The organism is Vannielia sp. ABF1_015 (assembly GCF_056160745.1).
Genome location: NZ_JBSWXT010000001.1, coordinates 605012 through 626173, shown reverse-complemented (window position 1 = coordinate 626173; position 21162 = coordinate 605012). Strand labels below are relative to the sequence as shown.

The following is a 21162-nucleotide window of genomic DNA, read 5'->3' as shown; positions in this document are numbered from 1 at the left end:
GCTATTCTTGGCTCTGGCTCATCTGTTGCGCAACTTCTATGGCAACGGAAAGTGACTCCTCTTCGCCGCCTGTGCGCGTACCAGTTACCGGGGCGGCACCGGTATAGTCCAGCCCTGTTGCAACACGAACGTAGCGTGTATCGGGCGACATGTTGTTCGAGGCATCAAAGCCAACCCAGCCAAGGGCGTCCACATGCACCTCGGCCCAGCCGTGCATCGCGGTCTGGCTCACCGTGTCGTCGAGCATCAGATAGCCCGAAACATAGCGCGCCGGGTATCCCAGATGGCGGGCGGCGGAAATGAATACATGCGCCTGATCCGCGCAAACGCCCTTGCCGACCTCCAGCGCCTTCTCCGCCGTCCAATCCGGTTCCGATGAGCCGGCCTGATATTCCACGGCCTTGCCCACCGCCTCCATCAGCGCATGAAGCTGGTCAAGGCCCTCGCGGTCGCCAAGAGAACGTGCCAGCTCCCTCACCTTGGGGCCGGGCTTGGTCTGCGGGGTCTGCCGGTCAAACAGCCAAAGCGGCGTCATGCCCTCATGCTGGCCGATCACACCGTTGTTGTCCGCCACCTCCACCTCGCCTTCGCTGCGCAGCAAAAGCTCGGTTTCGCCCGGCGTGATGCTGATCAGCTCAACCGTGTTGCGGTGCTGATCCTCGTATTGCAGCTGCTTCTCTCCGCCAATAACGCTGGTCTCCCAACTCAAAACCGATTGGTTTCGGTAGGATTTCGGCGACTTCCGCATCTGTTGCAGCCCGTAGCGCACAGGCTCCGAAAAGCTGTAGCGGGTTTCGTGGGAGATCTTCAGGCGCATCTGTCCGGCCTATTCATAAAACCGATAATCCACTTCAATCTGACGGCTGAGGTCGCCCAGGGCAACGAGGGTCTCCTGTATGTGCTCATGCAACCCCCCGTCGAAGATCTCGTCGATGGACTTTTCCTTCAGCTTCTTTCCGAGCTGAACGGCAAGGTCATGGCTGGTGGCGGTGCTGCCGTAGTCATGCGCGAGATAGCCGAGGTTGTCCTGCAACTTCTTGGCGCAAAAGTAGAGACTGCGCGGCATGCGCCCGTCGAGGATGAGAAAGGCCGCAATGTCGCGCGGCGTCGGGTTGTGGCCATAGACCATCCGAATGCCGCTTTCCCCGCTGACCGAGCGCAGAATGGTCTCCCACTGCACATTGTCGAGCCGCGAGCCAACCGCGGCAGCCGAGGGGAGAAGCACGTAGTATTTGACGTCGAGAATGCGCCCGGTGTTGTCAGCGCGCTCCAGAAAGGTGCCGATCCGGGCAAAGTCGTAAATGTCATTGCGCAGCAGCGTGCCGTGGGTGGCGCCGCGCACAAGCGCGGTGCGCTGCCGGATCAGGCCCAGCACATGCGGCAGATCCCGCTCGTTGACCTTGCGCTTGAGCACCTCCTTGAGCCGCATCCAGCACAGGTTCATCGCCTCCCAAACCTCATGGGTCAGGGCGGTGCGCACCTGCCGGGCATTGTTGCGCGCCGATTCCACCGAACTCATCACCGACGAGGGGTTTTCCTTGTCGCGCAGCATCCAGTCGATCACCGCATCCTTCGACAGCTCGTCATGCTTCTCGAAGTAGCCAAGATCCACCGAGGCCGTCTGCAGGACCGAGGCCCATTCGTCGCCGTTTTCCTGATTCCGGGTCAAGGCAATGCGCTGGCCGGTCTCCACGATGCGGGTGATGTTCTCTGCCCGCTCAAGGTAGCGGTACATCCAGAACAGGCCGCCTGCCGTTTTTCCTAGCATGGCCTAGTCCTCCAGCACCCAGGTGTCCTTGGTGCCTCCGCCCTGGCTGGAATTGACGACAAGGCTCCCCTTCTTCAGCGCCACCCGCGTCAGACCGCCCGGGGTGATGTTCACACCTTCCGGGCTGACCAGCACAAACGGCCGCAAGTCCACGTGGCGCGGGGCAAGGCCCGCCTTGGTCATGATCGGCACCGTCGAGAGGCTGAGCGTCGGTTGGGCAATGTAGTTGCCCGGCCGCGACTCCAGCTTCTTGCGGAACTCGGCAATCTCTTTCTTGCTGGCGGTCGGGCCAATCAGCATCCCGTAGCCGCCCGATCCATGCACTTCCTTGACGACAAGCTCTGAAAGATTGTCGAGCACGTATTTCAGGCTTTCCGGGTCATTGCAGCGCCATGTCGGCACGTTCTGCAATATCGCCTTCTCGCCGGTGTAAAACTCAACGATCTCCGGCATGTAGCTGTAGATCGCCTTGTCATCGGCAATGCCGGTGCCCGGGGCGTTGGCGATGGCGAGGTTGCCCGCGCGATAAACATCCATGATCCCCGGCACGCCCAGCGCGCTCTCGGGGTTGAAGGTGAGCGGGTCGATATAGTCGTCGTCGATGCGGCGGTAGATCACGTCAATCGGCTTGTAGCCCTGGGTCGTGCGCATGGCCACGCGCCCATCAACCACCCGCAGGTCAGAGCCTTCCACCAGCTCCACGCCCATCTGGTCGGCCAAAAAGGCATGCTCGAAATAGGCCGAGTTGTAGCTGCCCGGAGTCAGCACCGCGACGGTCGGGTTGCCCTCGGCGCAGGCCGGGGCGCAGGCCGAAAGCGAGCGCAGCAACGAACGCGGATACTGGCTCACCGGCCGCACCTTCGTCTTGCCGAAGAGCTCGGGGAACATCTTGTACATCGTCTCGCGGTTTTCGAGCATGTAGCTCACACCGCTCGGCGTGCGCGCGTTGTCTTCCAGCACGAAAAAGTCATCGTCGCCGGTGCGCACAAGGTCGATGCCTACGATATGGGTATACACCCCGCCCGGCGGCGTGACGCCGATCATCTCGGGCAGATAAGCCTCGTTGTTCTTGATCATCTCCACAGGCAGCCGCCCGGCGCGGACAATCTCCTGGCGGTGGTAGATGTCATGCAGGAAGGCATTGATGGCGCGCACCCGTTGCTCGATGCCACGGGTCAGCTTCTTCCATTCATTACCACTGATGATGCGCGGCACGATGTCGAACGGAATAAGCCGCTCCTCCGCCGCCGCCTGCCCATAGACGTTGAAGGTGATGCCCGTAAGCCGAAAAACCTCCTCGGCCTCACGCTGCTTTGCGCGCAGCCGGGCCGGGTCTTCCCCTTCAAACCATTGTCCAAATTGGGAGTAGGGCGCTCTTAGCGAATCCTCCCTCCCCCACATCTCGTCAAACGTTTTTGTCATTGCTTCGATTATCCACGTCATAGCCGACATTACAAAGTGAAATGACAAACACGGCGCTTACACGCGGAACTTGCCCGCTTTTTAGGCGTCGGCCAGCCGCCGGAGCGTCTCCGCAATCGCATGAACCGCCGCGCCAAGGTCTGCTGGGCTTGCGTATTCGTCAGGCCGGTGGCTCACCCCGCCCCGGCAGCGGATGAATAGCATAGAAATTGGGCAAAGGTCGGCCATCGCGCTGGCATCATGAGTGGCACCAGATGTCAGTTCCAGCCCCCTGCCACCGCCTGCTTGCACCGCCTGCACCAACGCGCCCCTCAACGCCGGATCGCAGGGCGCGGCGGGCTGGGCATAGGTGCGCCGCGCCTCCAGCTCCAAGCCCATCTCATCGGCCACGCGCCGGGCAAAGGCCTGAATTTCTGCGCCCGCCTCATCGCGGGCCGCGTCATCCTCGCTGCGCAACTCCACCGGCAGGCGCACCTCACCGGGCACCGCGTTCACTGCGCCCGGGCGCACATCCACTTGCCCCACCGTGGCCCGAATCCCCGGCTTGGCCCGCGCCAGCCGGTCAACCTCGGTAATCACCCGCGCCGCACCCACCAGCGCATCCTTGCGCGCCGCCATCGGCACCGTGCCCGCATGTCCGGTTTCGCCGACAAAACGCAGCGTATGGCGCTCGATCCCGCAGATCCCGGTCACAACGCCCAGCGCCTCGCCCTCGGCCTCCAACACCGGCCCCTGCTCGATATGCGCCTCAAGATACCCCAGCGCCCGGTTTCCTTTTCGCCCAATGGCGGGAATGGTTGCCGGATCGCAGCCAAACCCCTCCAGCGCCGCCCGCAGGCTCACCCCGTCGCGGTCTTCCATGTCGAGCACGGTCATATCCACCGTGCCCGCCACCGCCCGGCTGCCGACCAGCGCCGTCGGAAAGCGCACACCCTCTTCGTCGGCAAAGCCCAGCACCTCCACCGCAAACGGCAGTTGCACGCCCTCTTCGGCCAGCATCTGCATCGCCAGCACCGGCAGCACCACGCCCGCAATCCCGTCAAACGCACCGCCTTCTGGCACGCTGTCCTGATGGCTACCCATGTAGAAGGTGCCCGCCCCGCCGCCCTCTGCCCGGCCCACCAACGTGGCCGCCGCGTCGAGATGCACCGAAAGCCCGGCCCCCTCCATCATATCCGTCAAGTAGCCCACCGCAGCGCGATGCTCCGGGCCATAGGGCAGCCGCGTCACGCCCGGCCCCGGCGCGCTGAACCCGGCCAGCGCCTCCAGATGGTCTGCCGCGCGTGCGCCCCAGTCGGTCACTCCTCGGGCTCCGGCACCAAGGTGCCCACCAGCCCTTCATCCAAGACCCGCTCGGGCTTTGCGAGCGTGGGCACCTGCCGCGCCCAATCGCCATAATCGCCCGTGGTCGCCCGCTGCAACAGGTCTCCAAGGGCCTCCAAGGGCTGTTCCGAATGGTCAATCCTCAGCGTCAGCGGCGCCGCATCGGGGCGCAGCACAAGGAGCGCCGCCGAGAGCAGCCCCCGCTTGTCGCTGCCGTCCCGCGCAGCCGCCCAAAGCGCTGCAATCAAACGCTCCGGCAAGCTGCCTTCCGCCTCCATGTAGCGGCGCGCCATCGCCTCCGGCACCGTCCGGCTCCCCAGCATATTACCCGAGGCAACCCCACCCTTGAACACATGCGAAGCCGTGAGTGCGGTGTTCTTCGTGCCGGTAAAGCAAGCCGCCGCGCCAGACATGTCCAAGGCCGCAAGCTGGCGCCAGTCGCGCCCGGCGTCAGGGGCCGTCACCCTGTTCAACGCAAGGCCTGCACCCGCACCGCCTTCCATCTCGTCCAGCACCTGCTCGCCCCAAAGCGTCGAGGGGGCCGCCCCCTGACTCGCGCTCATGCCCGCGCCCCATCGCCCCCGCAGCACCCAGCCGCCTACACACAGACTCCCAGTCGCTGCCGCACCGGCAATGGCGTTTGTTTGGGCGTCATGCACAAGAATTGAGAATGTCATGCGGCTCCTTTACTCTCCGCAAATAAATTTATCATGATAAATTGACCTGTCAAATTTATCATGATTAATTCCTCACACGAACACCCGGCTGCCCGCAAGGGACAGGCCGCACAAAAAACCACAGGGAGATGCTCCAATGACCCTCTTCAACTGGACACGCCGTGCCGTGATCGCCGCCGGTGCCGCGATTGCGCTGGCCCCGATGGCCGCAACGGCGCAAACCCCCGAAGGCGTGCTGATCGTCGGTCAGGTGGCCGAGCCCAAGTCACTCGACCCGGCAGCGGTGACCGCGGTGAACGATTTCCGCATCCTCGTGAACCTCTACGAGGGGCTCACCCGCTACAAACCCGGCACGCTCGAAGTTGCACCCGGTCTGGCCGAAAGCTGGGAAGTGTCGGAGGACGGCACCGAATATACCTTCAAGCTGCGCGAAGACGTCACCTTCCACGATGGCACGCCGTTCAACGCCGAGGCGGTCAAGTTCAACTTCGACCGAATGCTGAACGAGGATCACCCCTTCCACAACACCGGCCCCTTCCCGCTGGCCTTCTTCTTCTCTTCGGTTGAAGAGACGACCGCGGTTGATGACACCACCGTCAAGTTCAAGCTCTCCGCGCCCTATGCGCCGTTTCTCAGCAACCTCGCCTACCCCACCGGCCTCATGGTCTCCCCCGCCGCCGTCGAGGCGGGCGGCGCCGACTTTGGCCGCGCGCCCGTGGGCACCGGCCCGTTCAAGTTCGTCGAATGGCGCGCCAACGAGGCCGTGGTGATCGACAAGTATGAGGACTACTGGGGCGAGCCCGCAGGCGCGCAGGCCGTGGTCTTCCGCCCGATCGAAGACGCCAACACCCGCGTCGCCGAGATGATCGCAGGCGGCATCGACATGATGGTCGAAGTGCCCCCAACCGCGCTCAGCCAGTTTCAGGGCAATGAGTTCAACGTGGTCGAGCAAGCAGGCCCCCACGTCTGGTTCCTGATCCTGAACGCCAAGGAAGGCCCGCTGGCCGACAAGAAGGTCCGTCAGGCGGTGAACTACGCGATCAACAAGGAAGCCATCGTCAACGACGTGCTCGAAGGCACCGCCGAAGTCGCCGCCGGCCCCACGCCCCCGGCCTTCGCATGGGCCTATAACGACGCGCTTTCGCCCTACCCCTACGACCCTGAAAAGGCCAAGGCCCTGCTGGCCGAAGCCGGGGCCGAAGGCGCCTCGCTCACCTTCTATGTCACCGAAGGCGGCTCCGGCATGCTCGATCCGGTCGCCATGGGCACCGCGATTCAGGCCGACCTCGCCGCCGTGGGCCTCGACGTGAAGATCGAAACCTACGAGTGGAACACTTTCTTGGGCAACGTGAACCCGGGGCTCGAGGGCAAGGCAGACATGGCCGAAATGGCCTGGATGACGAATGACCCCGACACCCTGCCTTACCTCGCCCTGCGCACCGACGCGTGGCCCGAGAACGGCGGCTTCAACTCCGGCTACTACTCCAACCCCAAGGTGGACGAGCTGCTGGAATCCGCCCGCACGGCAATTGATCAGGAAGAGCGCGCAGCGCTCTACAAGGAGATGCAGGAGATCGTGCAGGATGATGCGCCTTGGGCCTTCATCGCCAACTGGAAACAGAACGCGGTCACAAACAACCGCGTCGAGAACTTCTCGCTGGAGCCCTCGTTCTTGCTCCAGCTTGAAAAGGTAGTGAAGAAGTAGCGAGTTATCACAGTTCGCTCTCCGGCCTTCGGGCCGGAGAGCACCTTTGCGGAAGCTGTTCACCGCCTACAGCCTGCCGCAACCGCCAGCCGCCGCCGCGAGAACGTCTCGAAGGACGGACAAGCGCGACCCAGCCAGACAGGAGACCCCCGTCATGGGCAGCTACATCCTCAAACGCCTCGCCGCCGCGATCCCGGTGCTCATCGGCGTCTCCGTCCTCGTTTTCTTCATCATGGCCATGATCCCCGGCGATCCGGCCCTCGCCATCCTCGGCTCTTACGCAACGCCCGAGAACGTTGCCAAACTCAACGCCGATCTCGGCCTCGATAAGCCGCTGGTGCAGCGCTACTTCATCTGGCTCGGCAATATGCTCACTGGCGATTTCGGCCGAAGCTATTCGCAGAACAAACCGGTGATCGACGAGGTGCTCGGCCGTTTCGGCAACACCCTCATCCTCGCCGGTGTCGCCTTCGTGCTCTGCTCTGTGCTCGGCATCCTCGCCGGCGTCGTCTCGGCGGCCCGTCAGTATGGTCTGGCGGATAAGTTGATCACCTTCACCGTCCTCATCGGCATCTCCATCCCCAGCTTCTTTCTGGGCATGATCCTCATCATCCTCTTCGCCCTCAAGCTGCGTATGTTCCCGGTCTCGGGCATGTATCTCATCTACGGCGGGGGCGGCCTGGCCGACCTCGCCAACCACCTCGTCCTGCCCGCCTCCGCGCTTGCGGTGGTGGCAACAGGCGTCATCGCCCGCCTTTCCCGCTCGGCCATGCTCGAAGTGCTGCGGCAGGACTATATCCGCACCGCCCGCGCCAAGGGGGTTGGCGAGCGCCGCGTCATCATGGGCCACGCCCTCAAGGCCGCCATGGTCTCGATCATCCCGGTGCTCGGTATCCAGGCCGGGTTCGTGGTGTCCGGCGCGGTTTATATCGAGATGGTCTTCGACTGGCCCGGCATCGGTCAGATGCTGGTCAACGCCATCTCCCAGCGCGACGTGCTGCTGGTGCAGGGCGGCGTCGTGGTCGTGGCGGCCTGCTACGTGCTCTTCAACATCATCGTCGACGTCGCCCAAGCCCTGCTCGACCCGAGGATCAAATCATGAGTGCCTTCCTCAAGCTGCTCTTCCGCAACCGACTCGCCGCCATGGGCGCCGTGGTGCTCTCCATCATCGTTCTGCTGGCCATCCTCACCCCCATCCTGCCCCTGCAGGACCCCAACATAACCAACACCGCCGACCGATTCGCGCCGCCCTTCTCCGAGGGCTACCTCCTTGGCGCAGACCACCTCGGCCGCGACCAGCTTTCGCGCCTGCTCTACGGCACCCGCACCTCGCTGATGGTCGGCGCCGTCGCCGCCTTCCTCGCCGCCTTCTTCGGCTCCGCCATCGGCATAATCTCGGGCTACTTCGGCGGCCGCACGGATAACATCCTGATGCGCCTGATCGACATGCTGATGGCCTTCCCCTACATCCTCCTCGCGCTGGCCATCGTTGCCGCACTTGGCACCGGCCTCATCAACGCGCTGATCGCCGTCGCCGCCGTCAACATCCCCTTCTTCGCCCGCAACATCCGCGGCATCACCGTGGGCCTCGCCCATCGCGAATTCGTCGATGCGGCGCGGCTGGCGGGCAAGGGCCACATCCGCATCATCCTCACCGAGGTGCTGCCCAACGTGCTGCCGGTCATCGTCATCGCCATGTCCACCACCGTCGGCTGGATGATCTTGGAGACGGCAGGCCTCTCCTTCCTCGGCCTCGGCTCCCAGCCGCCGGACTCAGACCTCGGCTCCATGCTCGGCCAGGCCCGCGCCGCCTTCACCACCAATCCGCACACCTCGATCATCCCCGGCATCATGATCTTCCTGATCGTCATGTCGGTGAACCTGCTGGGCGATGGCGTGCGCGACGCACTCGATCCACGCCTCCGCTCCGGCGCCCTCTCGCGCCCGCTCCCGGTCACTAACGTCGCCAAGAACCGCGCCGTCCCCGCCGAAAACACCGGCGACAACGCCCCCCTGCTCGACATTCAGGAGCTGGAAACCCAGTTTCACGTCGGCGACCGGGTCTACGAGGCGGTCGGCAAGGTCTCCCTCTCCGTCAAACCGGGTGAATGTCTCGGCGTCATCGGTGAATCCGGCTCCGGCAAAAGCGTCACCGCCCTCTCCGTCACCGGCCTCGTCGCCTCGCCCCCCGGCGTCATCACCGGCGGCGCGGTGCGGCTCGACGGGCAGGATCTGCTCTCCGCCAATTACGAGCAACTCCGCTCGGTGCGCGGCAACCGCATCGCCTATATCTTCCAAGACCCGCTCAGCACCCTGCACCCGCTCTACACCGTGGGCGATCAACTGGCCGAGGCAATCCGCGTGCACGATAGCCGGGTGAGCAAATCCGCCGCCCGCGCCCGCGCGCTGGAACTGATGAAGCAGGTCCGCATCCCCAACCCCGAGTCCCGGCTCAGCAACTACCCGCACGAGATGTCGGGGGGCATGCGCCAGCGCGTCGGCATCGCCATGTCGCTCGCCAACGAGCCCGACATCATCATCGCCGACGAGCCGACAACCGCGCTGGACGTGACTGTTCAGGCCCAAATCCTCTCTCTGCTGAACGATCTGCGCCGCGAGCGCGGTCTGGCGATCATCTTCATCACCCACGACTTCGGCGTGGTGGCCCAACTCTGCGACCGGGTCGCGGTCATGTATGCGGGCCGGATCGTCGAGGAGGGGCCAACCCAATCGGTGCTTGATGCGCCCGCCCACCCCTACACCAAGCGCCTCATCGCCTGCGTGCCCGAGCTTGGCGGCGGGCGGCGCGAGCTGGCGGCCATCCCCGGCCTGCCCCCTGTGGTGAATGACCTGCCCCCCGGCTGCCACTTCGCCGCCCGCTGCGACAAGTGCAAGCCAGAGTGCAAGGTCGGCTACATCCCGCTGGAAGGGAGCGAAAAGCGCACCGTCCGCTGCATCCATCCCGAGGAGGTGCTGGCATGACCACGCAAAAACTCGCCCTCAAGGTTTCAGACCTCTCCAAGACCTTCCCCATCGGCGGCGGCCTCTTCTCCAAGCCAAAGGCCGGGGTCCGCGCCGTGCGCCCCGTGTCCTTCGAGGTGCCCGAGGGGGAGACCCTCGGCATCGTCGGCGAGAGTGGCTGCGGCAAGTCCACCTTCGCCCGCATGCTCGTCGGCCTGCTGGAGCCCACCACCGGCACCATCGAAATCGCCGGAAAGGCGCTCGACAACGCCGACCCGGCCGCCTTCGGCCGGCTCATCCAGTACATGTTCCAAGACCCGATATCGTCACTAAACCCGCGCAAAACCATCCGCCAGATCATGGAAGCCCCCCTCAAGCTGCTCCACGGCATGGACAAGCCCCAGCGCGACGCTCGCATCTCCGAAATTTTCGCCTCGGTGAACCTGCGCGAGGAGTTCCTCACCCGCTACCCGCACGAGTTTTCCGGCGGTCAGGCCCAGCGCATCGGCATCGCCCGCGCCCTCGCCGCCTCCCCCGAGATCATCATTCTCGACGAGCCGGTCTCGGCGCTCGACGTCTCTGTGCAGGCCCAAGTCCTCAACCTGATGGCGCGCCTCAAGGCCGAGTTCGGCCTCACCTACCTCTTCATCAGCCATGACCTCGCCGTCGTGGAGGCTGTCTCCGACAGGATCATGGTTCTCTACTTCGGCTCGGTGGTGGAGATTGGCCGCGCCGAAGATGTCTTCCGCACGCCCAAACACCCCTATACAAAGCTGCTCGCCAGTTCCGCCCCGGTGGTGGGCCGCCCGCTCACCGCGCCCGAAAGCGCCGCCGCCGAGCTGCCCGACCCGCTCAACCCGCCCCCCGGATGCCCCTTTGCAGGGCGCTGCCCGCGGGTCACCGACGAATGCCGCAAGAAAGAGCCGCCCCTGGTGGCCATGGGAGAAAATCAAGTTGCCGCCTGTTTCCATCCCCTCTGACGGTCGCATGAGCCGCCCTGTTCAAGTCGCCGAGGCGATCAAGTCCTGGGTCGTCGAGCACGGCCTGAAATCCGGTGATCGTCTGCCCGCCGAGGCCGAGCTGATCGAGCGCTTCGGCATGGCCAAGGGCACCATCCGCGAGGCCATGCGGATACTCGAGGCGCAGGGCCTCGTGAAAACCCGCACCGGCCCCGGCGGCGGCGTGTTTGTTCACGAAGTCAGCCGCGAGCGAGCGCGGGCGCTCTTGGGCAACTACTTCTACTTCAAAGATCTCACCATCGCCGACATCTACCAGCTCCGTCAGGCGCTGGAGCCCGAGCTTGCCGCCTCACTGGCAGGCACCCTGTCCGAAGAAGCGCTGACCGAGCTGGAGGCAAACATCGCCACCTATTCCGAGCCATCAAAGTCGATCGAAGAGGAGCGCGAGCAGCACATCGCCTCGCTCCGTTTTCACGCCATCCTCGCCACCCAGTCGCCCAACCCGCTCCTGAGTTTCTGCATCGATTTCATGATCGCTCTCCTCTCCGACCTCACAGTCTACCGCGAGCTCTATGCGCCACCCAATATCGAGCTCTGGCAAAAGGGGCGTGATTTCCAGTCCCGCCTCGTCACCGCCCTGCGCGAAGGAAAGGCCGACGAGGCCCGCACGATCATGTCCAACCACATGGCCACCGCGCGGGAGTTGATGGAAGGGCAAGAGGCCGTCATGGCCCAGAGGTTCATGGCAGGGTAGCCGATCTCCGCAAGACCCCCGGCGCCGCTGTCATCCTCGAACTTGATCCAAGGATCTCCCGGCCACCGCTCCAGAGGCCCACCGCACGGTCCATTGATTAATCCCGCCTATGTCATCCGACATGTGCATAGGATGTGCATCACTTGTGCATAGGGTGTTGCCCCGTGCTTTTCGGGGTTAACGCCCGTTCGTTACCCCGGCGCGCGCTCCGCCCAACCGGCAAAGATGCTCTCCAGCCAGACCACAATGTAATAAAGTAGGATTCCGAGCGCCGCGAGGGCAATGAGCACCGCAAACATCAGCGGGTAATCCGAGTTGGTCTTGCCGCTATCAAACAGCGCGCCAAGCCCTCTCCCGTGGGGCGAAACGATCTCCATCAGGTTGGTTCCGATGAAGGCCAGCGTCACCGCCACCTTGAGTGCGCCAAAGAACTCCGGCAGCGTCTTAGGCAGGGCGATCTTCCAGAAGATCGTGCTCTGCGAGGCCCCCAAAGCCCTTAAAATATCACGATATTCCGGCTCCAGCGTGCTCAGCCCGATGCTGATGCTCACCGCGATCGGGAAGAAGCTGATCATGAAGGCAATGAGCACCGTGTTGAAGTCATGCGCCCCGACGAACATCAGCGCCACGATAGGCACCACAGTCGCCTTGGGGATGGCGTTGAAGCCCACCAACAAGGGGTAAAGCGCCTCCCGCATCACGCGCGAAAAGCCCATGACCATACCGATGGCCACGCCAACGATGATGGCAAGGACCAGCCCCACCACCGTGCGCCAAAGCGTCTGCCAACCCATCACAAGGAACAGCTCCCAGTAGCGGGTGTAAGCGGGCACCAGGTCTGATGGCGACGCCATCTTGTAGTTCGGCCAACCCATTGCCCAAACAAGGAATTCCCAAAGAATGAGGAAGACGACAACAGCCGCCACGGGCACCGCCACCTTGCGCAATCGCGGGCTCATGCCGCGCCCTCCTCAGCCGGAGCCCGCCCTTGCGCCACCTCGATCTGGTGCCGCAGAATGGCCAGCATTTCCGCCGATTCAGGCGTATAGAGCTGCTCGATATCATGCCCCCGGTCCGGCACATCCAGCACGTATTGCGTCCGCGCCGGTCGGCCCGAAAGCACCACAACCTGATCGGCCAGGTAAATGCTTTCTCGCAGGTCGTGGGTGATCAGCACGCCGGTGAAGGGCTCCGCCTCTTTCACCTTCTGCATCGTTTGCCACAGGTCTTCCCGGGTGAAGGCATCCAGCGCCCCGAAAGGCTCATCCAAAATCAACACTTCAGGCTTGTGAACAAGGGCGCGGCAAAGGCTCGCCCGCTGGCGCATCCCGCCCGAAAGCTCACTGGGCCGCTTGTCTTCAAACCCCTCCAGCCCGACGAGAGAAAGCAGGTAACGCGCCCGCTCTTCCTGCTCTTTCCGGCCCATCTTGGTGGGCACAATCTCCAGCGGCAGCATCACGTTCTTCAGGATCGAGCGCCACTCCAGCAGCACCGGGTTCTGGAAGGCCATGCCCACCGTCGCACGTGGCCCCTTCACCCGCTCGCCATGCAGCCAAACCTCACCCTCATCGGGCTTCATCAGCCCCGCGACCAATCGCGTCAGGGTGGACTTGCCACAGCCCGACGGTCCGACCACGGCCACAAAGCCACCTTCGGGCACCGCCACATCCAACCCGTCCAGCACCGGCAACGGCCCGCTTGGGGTTTGGTAGGCGTGGCGCACGCCCTTGATTTCTATAAGGTTCGTCATGTTGCGCGGCCCGTAGGGCGGGCAATCTGCCCACCGCCACGAGGCTCTCCATTCACTTCAGCGCAAACCCGCCCTCGGGCAGATACTCTTCGGTGAAGTAGAGCGACACATCAGGCTCGTTAACGAACTCATAGGTGGCTTTGATCTGCTCCACCGAGCTGGCCAGCCGGTTTTCGTCGATGGTGCCAAAGCCACTTTCCATCGCGTAGTCGGTCGCCACATTGGCGTCGATCGAAAGTTGCAACCGGCGCTGCTCCAGCGCGGCATCGGCCGCCGGGTTGCGCTCCATCAGGCTCGCTGTTGCGGCGGCCGGGTCGGCAATCGCATCTTTCCAGCCCGCGGCCACGGCGGCCAAAAAGCCCTTCAGCGCATCGCCGTTTTCGGCGGCCCACTCGGTGTTGACGATGATGGCATTCCCGTAAAGGTCCACCCCGTAATCAGCCATTAAGATTGTTGAGATATCGTCCTCTTCAATCCCGAGCCGCACAAGGTTCAGGTAGGAGCTGAACGAGAAGCCGGTGATCGCGGCCACATTGCCTTCGGCCAGCATCGGCTCACGGGTCGGGAAGCCTACGGGCTCCACCGTGATCGTGGCCATATCGAGCCCGTTCTCGGCGGCAAAGATCGGGAACTGCGCCCATGCGCCATCGGGCGGCGGTGCGCCGAGCACCTTGCCCTCAAGGTCTTTGGGTTCGGAAACGCCGAGCGACTTGCGCCCGATCACGGCAAAGGGCGGCTTGTCGTAGATCATCATCACCGCCGTCACGGGCGCGCCGGGGTTCTGGTCGAGAAACTTGATGAGCGAGTTGATATCGGCAAAGCCCACCGGAAAGGCGCCGGTGGCCACCTTCGGGATCGCATCGAGCGAGCCGGAGCCTGCGGTAATCTCGACGGAGAGGCCATTCTCTTCGAAGTGGCCGTTGTCGATGGCGGCGAAATAGGGCGCCGAGGGGCCTTCAAACTTCCAGTCGAGGGCGAAGGGCAACGTCATGGCGTGGCTTTCCCCCTTGGCGTCCTGCGCTGCGGTGAGCGTGGCGGCTGCAATGGCCCCGGCGCCGATAAGGGTACGAATGAACACGGGCGAAATCCTCCGTTTCAGGTGTTGAGCGGCCCGACTTAGGCATGACACCGCGCCCGGGGGGAGTTGCCGCAGGAGTAGGAGTAGCACGGGGGCCGCATCCGCTCAATATTTAGGCATTCTCTTGAGGGTGTGCCGCTGAAATCGGCAGCAAGGCCATCCGCCCGTTAGCTGGCATTTTAGCAGTTTGGCCCTCCTCAGGCCGGCATCCTCAACCGGGCCTTAAGACATCCGCCTTAGCCTACCCACCCAAGGCGGCACTTTCCTCTGCCGCTATGCCCTGCCCTACAAACCGGAGTCCCCATGTTTCGCAAAGCCCTCGCCCTCGCCGCCTTCACCGCCTTCGCTCTGCCCGCAACCGCGCAGGATTACCACGCCGCGATGACAGATTATTTCTCCGCCAGCATTGCCAACTGGGCCTCTGACGAGGTGATTGTGGCCGCGATCAAGGCTGCCAATGCCGAGCGCGCCGCGCTGACCCAGGCCGATATTGACGCCATGGATACAGCTTGGCGCTCTGAAGCGGACGGCGGCGCTGGCCCCACCATCGACCCGGTGCTGCGGAATGCCGCTGCCGATTTTTTGCGCAAGCAGGTCTCCGCCTCGGGCGGGCTGATCTCTGAAGTTTTCATCATGGATACGCACGGCCTCAACGTCGCCGCTTCCACCGTTACCTCCGACATGTGGCAAGGCGATGAGGACAAACACGCCAAAACCTATGCCGCAGGCGCCGGTGCCATGTTCATTGACGAGGTCGAATTTGATGAAAGTTCAGACACCTATCAGGGGCAGGTCTCGATGACGATTTCAGATCCTGAAACCGGCGAGCCGATCGGCGCAATCACGGTCGGGCTCGACGTCGAGTCGCTCTGAAACGGTCCGGCAAAACCGGCCGGGTTCGCGCCCGGCCGACCTCCGGATACGCCCCGGACATAATGCTTGCTAGGCATCGCTTCGCATATGCGGCATAAATCGTGTGTTCCACTCATCCAAGGACGCACCCAACAGCATGGCCATTCTCGCAAGCATCTATCACCTGACGCATTACAAGTATGACCGCCCTGTTACCCTCGACCCCCAGATAATACGCCTGCGCCCGGCCCCGCATTCGCGCACCCGGGTTCTGTCGCACAGCCTCAAGGTCTCTCCGGGCGGCCACTTCGTGAACCACCAGCAGGATCCCTACGGCAACTGGCTGTCGCGCTTTGTCTTTCCCGAGCCGGTCCGCGAGCTGAAGATCGAGGTGGACCTGACGGCGGATATGACCGTCTACAACCCCTTCGACTTCTTCGTCGAAGAGAGCGCCGAAAAGTGGCCCTTCGACTACCCCGAAGACCTGCGCGAAGACCTGTCCATCTACCGCCGCCCGGAGCCCGAAGGCCCCAAGCTGGCGCAGTTTATCGGTGGGCTCGACTTCGGCACAGACGGCACCGTGGATTTCTTGGTCGCGCTCAACGCCCATGTCTCGCAGGTGGTAAATTACACCATCCGCATGGAGCCCGGCGTGCAAACGCCCGAAGAGACGCTCACCATCAAGTCCGGCTCCTGCCGCGACAGCTCATGGCTGCTGGTGCAGACCCTCCGCCACCTCGGGTTCGCCGCCCGTTTCGTCTCGGGCTACCTGATTCAGCTCAAGCCGGACGTGAAGGCGCTCGACGGCCCCTCTGGCACCGATGTGGATTTCACCGACCTGCACGCATGGGTCGAGGTCTACATCCCCGGCGCTGGCTGGATCGGGCTCGACCCAACCTCCGGCCTGCTGACGGGCGAAAGCCACATTCCGCTCGCCGCCACCCCGCACTATCGCAACGCCGCGCCGATCACCGGGGGCTTCGCTGCCGCGGGCACCCCCGAAGTTGATTTCGCCTTCGACATGAAGATCGACCGCGTGGCCGAGCACCCGCGCATCACCAAGCCCTTTTCCGACGAGTCCTGGGCCCGGCTGAACGCATTGGGCGAGAAGGTGGATGAAGATCTCAAAGCCGCCGACGCCCGGCTTACCATGGGCGGCGAGCCCACATTTGTTTCCATTGACGATTTCGAGGGCGAAGAGTGGAACACCGCCGCCGTCGGCCCCGAAAAACGCGCATTGGCCGACCAACTGATCCGCCGCCTGCGCGACCGTTTCGCCCCTGGCGGCTTCCTGCACTACGGCCAAGGCAAGTGGTATCCGGGTGAAACCCTGCCAAGGTGGACCTTCTCGCTCTATTGGCGCCGGGACGAAAAGCCGATCTGGTCCGATGACGCGCTGATTGCCGAAGAAAAGCAAGACACTGGCGCCACAGCCGAGGATTCGCAAAAGTTCCTTGAGGGCATGGCGCAGAACCTTGGCGTCGACGCCGATTACGTTGCCCCCGCCTACGAAGACCCCGCCGAGTGGATCATCAAGGAAGGCAACCTGCCCGAAAACGTCACCCCCGAGAACTCCAAGTTGAAAGACCCGGAGGAACGCGCTCGCATTGCCAAGGTCTTCGAGCGCGGGCTGACGGAGGCGGCTGGCCACGTGCTGCCAATCCAGCGCTGGCAGGCCAAGGCAAGTGGCCACAAATGGCGCTCTGAGAAGTGGAAGCTGCGGCGCGGCAAGGTCTTTCTGGTTCCGGGCGACAGTGCCGTTGGCTACCGCCTGCCCCTCGGCACCCTGCCCTACGTCAAGCCCTCCGAGTTTCCCTACACCTACGTTACCGACCCGTCAGTCGAGCGTGGCCCGCTGCCCGATTACCACGACGAGGCGGGGGATGCGCTGCCCGAGAGCAGCGAAGAGCGCAAGCAGCCCGTGTCGGCCCCGCAGGCCACAGGCCCCACGCAAGACGTTGTGGAGCAGGAGCTTGGCAGCATCGGAGGTGCCGTGCGCACCGCGATTTCTGTTGAGCCACGCGATGGCCGGCTCTGCGTGTTCATGCCGCCCGTTGAGGATGCCGAAGACTATCTCGACCTGCTCGCCGCAGCCGAGACGACCGCCAAGGACATGGGCCTGCCGATCCATATCGAGGGCTACGCCCCGCCTCATGACCCGCGCATCAACGTCATCCGCGTCGCCCCCGATCCGGGGGTGATCGAGGTCAACATCCACCCGGCCTACGACTGGCAGGATTGTGTGGCGACGACCGAGGCTATCTACGAGGAGGCGCGCAATTGCCGCCTCGGGGCCGACAAGTTCATGATCGATGGGCGCCACATCGGCACCGGCGGAGGCAACCACGTGGTTGTCGGCGGGGCCACGCCCACCGACAGCCCCTTCATCCGCCGCCCCGATCTGCTGAAGTCGCTCATCCTGATCTGGCAGCGCCACCCGTCGCTCTCTTACCTCTTCTCGGGCATGTTCATCGGCCCAACCTCGCAGGCCCCGCGCATTGACGAGGCCCGGCATGACACGCTCTACGAGCTGGAAATGGCGCTGGCGCAAGTGCCCAAACCCGGCGAGGGAGACATGCCCCCGCCTTGGCTGGTCGACAGGCTCTTCCGCAACATGCTGACAGACGTCACCGGCAATACGCATCGCGCCGAGATCTGCATCGACAAGCTCTATTCACCCGATGGCCCCACCGGCCGTCTCGGGCTGGTGGAGTTCCGCGGCTTCGAAATGCCGCCACACCCGCGGATGAACCTCGCGCAGCAATTGCTGATCCGCGCCATCATTGCCCGTTGCTGGAAGGCTCCGGTCGAGGGCAAACCGGTCCGCTGGGGCACCGTCCTGCATGATCGGTACATGATGCCAGAGTTCCTCTGGGCCGACTTCCTCAAGCTGCTGGAAGACCTCGCGCAGTACGGCTACGAGCTGGACCCTGTCTGGTACGAGGCGCAGGCCGAGTTCCGCTTTCCGTTCTGTGGGCAGGTCGAGGTCGAGGGAGCGCATCTCGAAGTGCGGCAGGCGCTTGAGCCGTGGCACGTGCTCGGTGAAACCGGCGCCATCGGCGGCACGGTGCGCTACACCGACAGTTCCGTCGAGCGGCTTCAGGTCAAGCTCACAACCCAGCATCAGGGCCGTTACCGGATCATGGTCAACAAACGCCCGGTGCCGCTGAGCGCGGGCAACGAGAGTGGCACTCACGTCGGCGCGGTGCGCTACAAGGCATGGCAGCCGCCGGAGGCGCTGCACCCGGTGCTGCCGGTCAACACGCCGCTGCACTTCGACATCTACGATGATTGGACAGGCCGGCCCATCGGTGGCTGCACCTATCACGTGGCTCACCCCGGCGGGCGCAACTACGAGACCTTCCCCGTCAACGGCAACGAGGCCGAGGCGCGCCGCCTTGCGCGGTTCGAGCCCTACGGCCACGCCCCCGGTGCCTATCGCCCGGCGCCCGAGCGCCCGCACCCCGAGTTTCCCTGCACGCTCGACCTGCGGCGAGATCCGAGGCTTGACGCTTGAGCAAGTCCAGCGCCCTCCGCACCAACAGGCTTCCGCCTCTTCTGGCAGGCTACGCGCCGCGCCCGGGGACGGCGGATGAGCTGATTGATGCGGAGGGGCAAATGCGCCCTGTGTGGCAAAGCTTTATGTCCGCTCTCGGCAGCCTTTCGCGGCAGGAAACAGAAGACATCTTTGCCCGTGGCTCGAATTACCTGCGCGATGCGGGCGTCTATTTTCGTCAATACTCCAACGACCCGGCACCAGAGCGAGATTGGCCTTTCAGCCATGTGCCCGTGATCATCCACGAAAAGGAGTGGTTTTCCATCTGCGACGGCCTCGCCCAAAGGGCCGATCTGCTGGAGCAGGTCATGGCAGACCTTTACGGGACCGCAGATCTGGTCAAGGGCGGCCATCTTCCGGCGGAGCTTGTGGCGCGCAACACGCAATGGCTTCGCCCGATGGTGGGTATCACCCCGGCGAGCGGGCATTTTCTTCACGTCATCGCCTTCGAAATTTCCCGAAATCCCGATGGCTCATGGTTTGTGCTGGGAGATCGCACACAGGCCCCCTCCGGCGCTGGCTTCGCGCTGGAAAACCGGATGGCCACCGCCCGAACCTTTCAGGATCCATTCCCCCGCGCCAACATCCACCGGCTGGCGGGCTTCTTCCGGGCATTCCGCGCCGCGCTGGATGGTCTCTCCGGGGTGGCCGGGCGCAGGGCCGCGATCCTCACCCCCGGGCCCGGAAACGACACCTACTTCGAGCATACCTATATCGCCCGTTACCTCGGGATGATGCTGCTCGAAGGTGAAGACATGATCGTCCACGACGGCCAGCTCAAGGTGCGCACCGTCGAAGGCCTAGAACCCCTCGGCACCCTCTGGCGGCGCCTCGACAGCGAGTTTGCCGACCCGCTTGAGCTGGACGAAAATTCATACCTTGGCACGCCCGGGCTTGTGCAGGCCCTCAGGCTCGGAACCCTTTCCATGGTTAACGCGCTCGGTGCTGGCGTGCTGGAGATGCGGGCGATGCAGGCCTTCCTGCCGCGCATTTCCGAGGTGCTCACCGGCCAGCCCCTGAAGCTGCCCAACATCGCCACATGGTGGTGCGGCACCGAGAGCGAGCGCGCCCATGTTCGCAGCCACACCTCCGAGATAATGATCGGCCATGCGCTGGCCTCCGATCTTCCCTTCGAGATGGGGGCAACAACCGCAGAAGGCGGCAGTTTCCGCGAGAGCGCCCAGCCCTCCATCGACGCATGGATAGAGGCGGAAGGAAGCAATCTTGTGGGGCAGGAGCTTGTCACGCTCTCAACCACCCCGGCCTGGGAAGATGGCCGCCTTGTGCCGCGCCCGATGACCGTCCGGGTAACAGCAGCCAGAACCCCGACAGGCTGGACCTTCATGCCCGGCGGCTATGCACGGATCGGCGCATCCAACGACCTGTCCGCATTGGCCATGCAACGCGGCGGCACGGTGGCCGATGTCTGGATCATGGGCGACACCGCAGTCGCCGCCGAGTCGATGCTGGGCCGCTCATCGGCCCTGTCACCCCGCAAGGGAGCCTTGCCGGCGCGTGCCGCTGAAAACCTGTTTTGGCTCGGTCGCTACGTTGAGCGCTTCGAGGGGGCGGTTCGGCTTCTCAGGGCCTATCACCTGCGCTTGGCCGAAACCGGAGACCGCAAAGATCCGCGCCTCGTCGCCCTGGCCAAATATATGAAGGCGTTCGGTATCGACACAAACGATGCCGTGCCCGATGCCCTCACAGGCCTTCTGTCCTCCGCCCGTTCTTGCGCCGGAAAGGTGCGAGACAGGTTCTCTATCGACGGCTGGAACGCGCTTTCCGATCTGGCGCGGAGCCTCGATGCGATCATCGGCATGACCTATCCCGGCGATGGGGCAGCCCATGAAATGGGCGTCCTGCTCCGCAAGATCACCGGGTTCTCCGGCCTTGTGCAGGAAAACATGTATCGCTCCATCGGCTGGAGCTTTCTGGCCTTCGGGCGGGCGCTGGAACGCTCTGATGCGCTCGCGTCAATCCTCGCGGCCTTCTGCGATGAGGAGCAGCCGCAGGGCAGCCTCGACATTGCGCTTGAACTTGGCGACGCCGTGATGACCCATCGCCAGCGCTACCCGATTGACGCCAGCCGCAACACGGCGATTGATCTGCTCGCCCTCGACCCAAACAACCCCCGCGCCATCGTTTTTCAGCTCACCGAAATGCACGAGCTGTCAAAAATGTTGCCGGGCCGGGCCGCGCCCGGTCGTCCCACGGCGCTGACCCGCGCCGTGATGCCAATCGAAACGCGGTTGCGAACCGCCGATTCCGGTGCGCTGACCCCCGAGTCCTTCCTGACGCTTCGCGACGATCTGGCGAACCTCTCCAACCTCGTCTCAACGCTCTATCTGAGGTGATCG

The 21162-nt window shown here is 63.9% G+C and carries 16 protein-coding genes; 8 read left to right on the top strand and 8 right to left on the bottom strand.

Annotation, left to right across the window (positions count from 1 at the left end; translation table 11 throughout):
- Position 1: 1 nt before the first annotated feature.
- The 5 genes from ACXAG6_RS03170 to ACXAG6_RS03150 form a co-directional block, all read right to left on the bottom strand.
- Positions 2 to 817: a transglutaminase family protein gene (locus ACXAG6_RS03170; RefSeq protein WP_475334942.1), complete on the bottom strand. Its 816-nt coding sequence runs from the start codon at positions 815 to 817 to the stop codon at positions 2 to 4.
- Between the two features lie 9 nt (positions 818 to 826).
- Positions 827 to 1768 carry an alpha-E domain-containing protein gene (locus tag ACXAG6_RS03165; protein WP_140012568.1) on the bottom strand — a complete coding sequence of 314 codons (942 nt, stop codon included), beginning with the start codon at positions 1766 to 1768 and terminating at the stop codon, positions 827 to 829.
- A gap of 3 nt (positions 1769 to 1771) precedes the next feature.
- Complete coding sequence (locus ACXAG6_RS03160) at positions 1772 to 3190, bottom strand: circularly permuted type 2 ATP-grasp protein (protein ID WP_475334938.1); 1419 nt, start codon at positions 3188 to 3190, stop codon at positions 1772 to 1774.
- Positions 3191 to 3271: 81 nt separating this feature from the next.
- Entirely contained in the window at positions 3272 to 4492 is a 1221-nt protein-coding gene (locus tag ACXAG6_RS03155; RefSeq protein WP_475334935.1) for a M20 family metallo-hydrolase, read from the bottom strand.
- Entirely contained in the window at positions 4489 to 5190 is a 702-nt protein-coding gene (locus ACXAG6_RS03150; protein ID WP_475334933.1) for a DUF1028 domain-containing protein, read from the bottom strand. Before ACXAG6_RS03150 ends, ACXAG6_RS03155 begins: the two co-directional genes overlap by 4 nt.
- Before the next feature lie 136 nt (positions 5191 to 5326).
- On the opposite strand from ACXAG6_RS03150, the gene ACXAG6_RS03145 reads away from it, so the two are divergent.
- From ACXAG6_RS03145 to ACXAG6_RS03125, 5 genes are all read left to right on the top strand, one after another.
- Entirely contained in the window at positions 5327 to 6895 is a 1569-nt protein-coding gene (locus tag ACXAG6_RS03145; protein WP_475334930.1) for an ABC transporter substrate-binding protein, read from the top strand.
- Between the two features lie 154 nt (positions 6896 to 7049).
- The gene (locus ACXAG6_RS03140) at positions 7050 to 7997 is read left to right on the top strand and encodes an ABC transporter permease (RefSeq protein WP_475334928.1); all 948 of its coding nucleotides are present in this window, start codon (positions 7050 to 7052) and stop codon (positions 7995 to 7997) included.
- Complete coding sequence (locus ACXAG6_RS03135) at positions 7994 to 9877, top strand: dipeptide/oligopeptide/nickel ABC transporter permease/ATP-binding protein (protein ID WP_475334926.1); 1884 nt, start codon at positions 7994 to 7996, stop codon at positions 9875 to 9877. Before ACXAG6_RS03140 ends, ACXAG6_RS03135 begins: the two co-directional genes overlap by 4 nt.
- Complete coding sequence (locus ACXAG6_RS03130; protein ID WP_475334924.1) at positions 9874 to 10836, top strand: ABC transporter ATP-binding protein; 963 nt, start codon at positions 9874 to 9876, stop codon at positions 10834 to 10836. Before ACXAG6_RS03135 ends, ACXAG6_RS03130 begins: the two co-directional genes overlap by 4 nt.
- A 7-nt stretch (positions 10837 to 10843) precedes the next feature.
- A complete protein-coding gene (locus tag ACXAG6_RS03125; RefSeq protein WP_475334922.1) occupies positions 10844 to 11569 on the top strand; it encodes a FadR/GntR family transcriptional regulator in 726 nt (241 codons plus the stop codon).
- A 191-nt stretch (positions 11570 to 11760) separates the two neighbouring features.
- Here ACXAG6_RS03125 and ACXAG6_RS03120 read toward each other — a convergent pair whose 3' ends face one another.
- The 3 genes from ACXAG6_RS03120 to ACXAG6_RS03110 are packed head-to-tail and all read right to left on the bottom strand — an operon-like array spanning position 11761 to position 14310.
- The gene (locus tag ACXAG6_RS03120) at positions 11761 to 12528 is read right to left on the bottom strand and encodes an ABC transporter permease (protein WP_475334920.1); all 768 of its coding nucleotides are present in this window, start codon (positions 12526 to 12528) and stop codon (positions 11761 to 11763) included.
- A complete protein-coding gene (locus ACXAG6_RS03115) occupies positions 12525 to 13319 on the bottom strand; it encodes an ABC transporter ATP-binding protein (RefSeq protein WP_140012552.1) in 795 nt (264 codons plus the stop codon). Before ACXAG6_RS03115 ends, ACXAG6_RS03120 begins: the two co-directional genes overlap by 4 nt.
- A gap of 52 nt (positions 13320 to 13371) precedes the next feature.
- Positions 13372 to 14310 (bottom strand): ABC transporter substrate-binding protein, encoded by a 939-nt coding sequence (locus tag ACXAG6_RS03110; protein ID WP_475337909.1) that lies wholly within the window; start codon positions 14308 to 14310, stop codon positions 13372 to 13374.
- A gap of 390 nt (positions 14311 to 14700) precedes the next feature.
- On the opposite strand from ACXAG6_RS03110, the gene ACXAG6_RS03105 reads away from it, so the two are divergent.
- From ACXAG6_RS03105 to ACXAG6_RS03095, 3 genes are all read left to right on the top strand, one after another.
- The gene (locus ACXAG6_RS03105) at positions 14701 to 15270 is read left to right on the top strand and encodes a hypothetical protein (RefSeq protein ID WP_475334917.1); all 570 of its coding nucleotides are present in this window, start codon (positions 14701 to 14703) and stop codon (positions 15268 to 15270) included.
- 136 nt (positions 15271 to 15406) lie between these two features.
- Positions 15407 to 18766, top strand: coding sequence for a transglutaminase family protein (locus ACXAG6_RS03100; protein ID WP_475334915.1), 3360 nt, complete (start codon positions 15407 to 15409; stop codon positions 18764 to 18766).
- Positions 18763 to 21159 (top strand): circularly permuted type 2 ATP-grasp protein, encoded by a 2397-nt coding sequence (locus ACXAG6_RS03095; protein WP_475334913.1) that lies wholly within the window; start codon positions 18763 to 18765, stop codon positions 21157 to 21159. The genes ACXAG6_RS03100 and ACXAG6_RS03095 overlap by 4 nt, the downstream gene beginning before the upstream one ends.
- Positions 21160 to 21162: the final 3 nt, after the last annotated feature.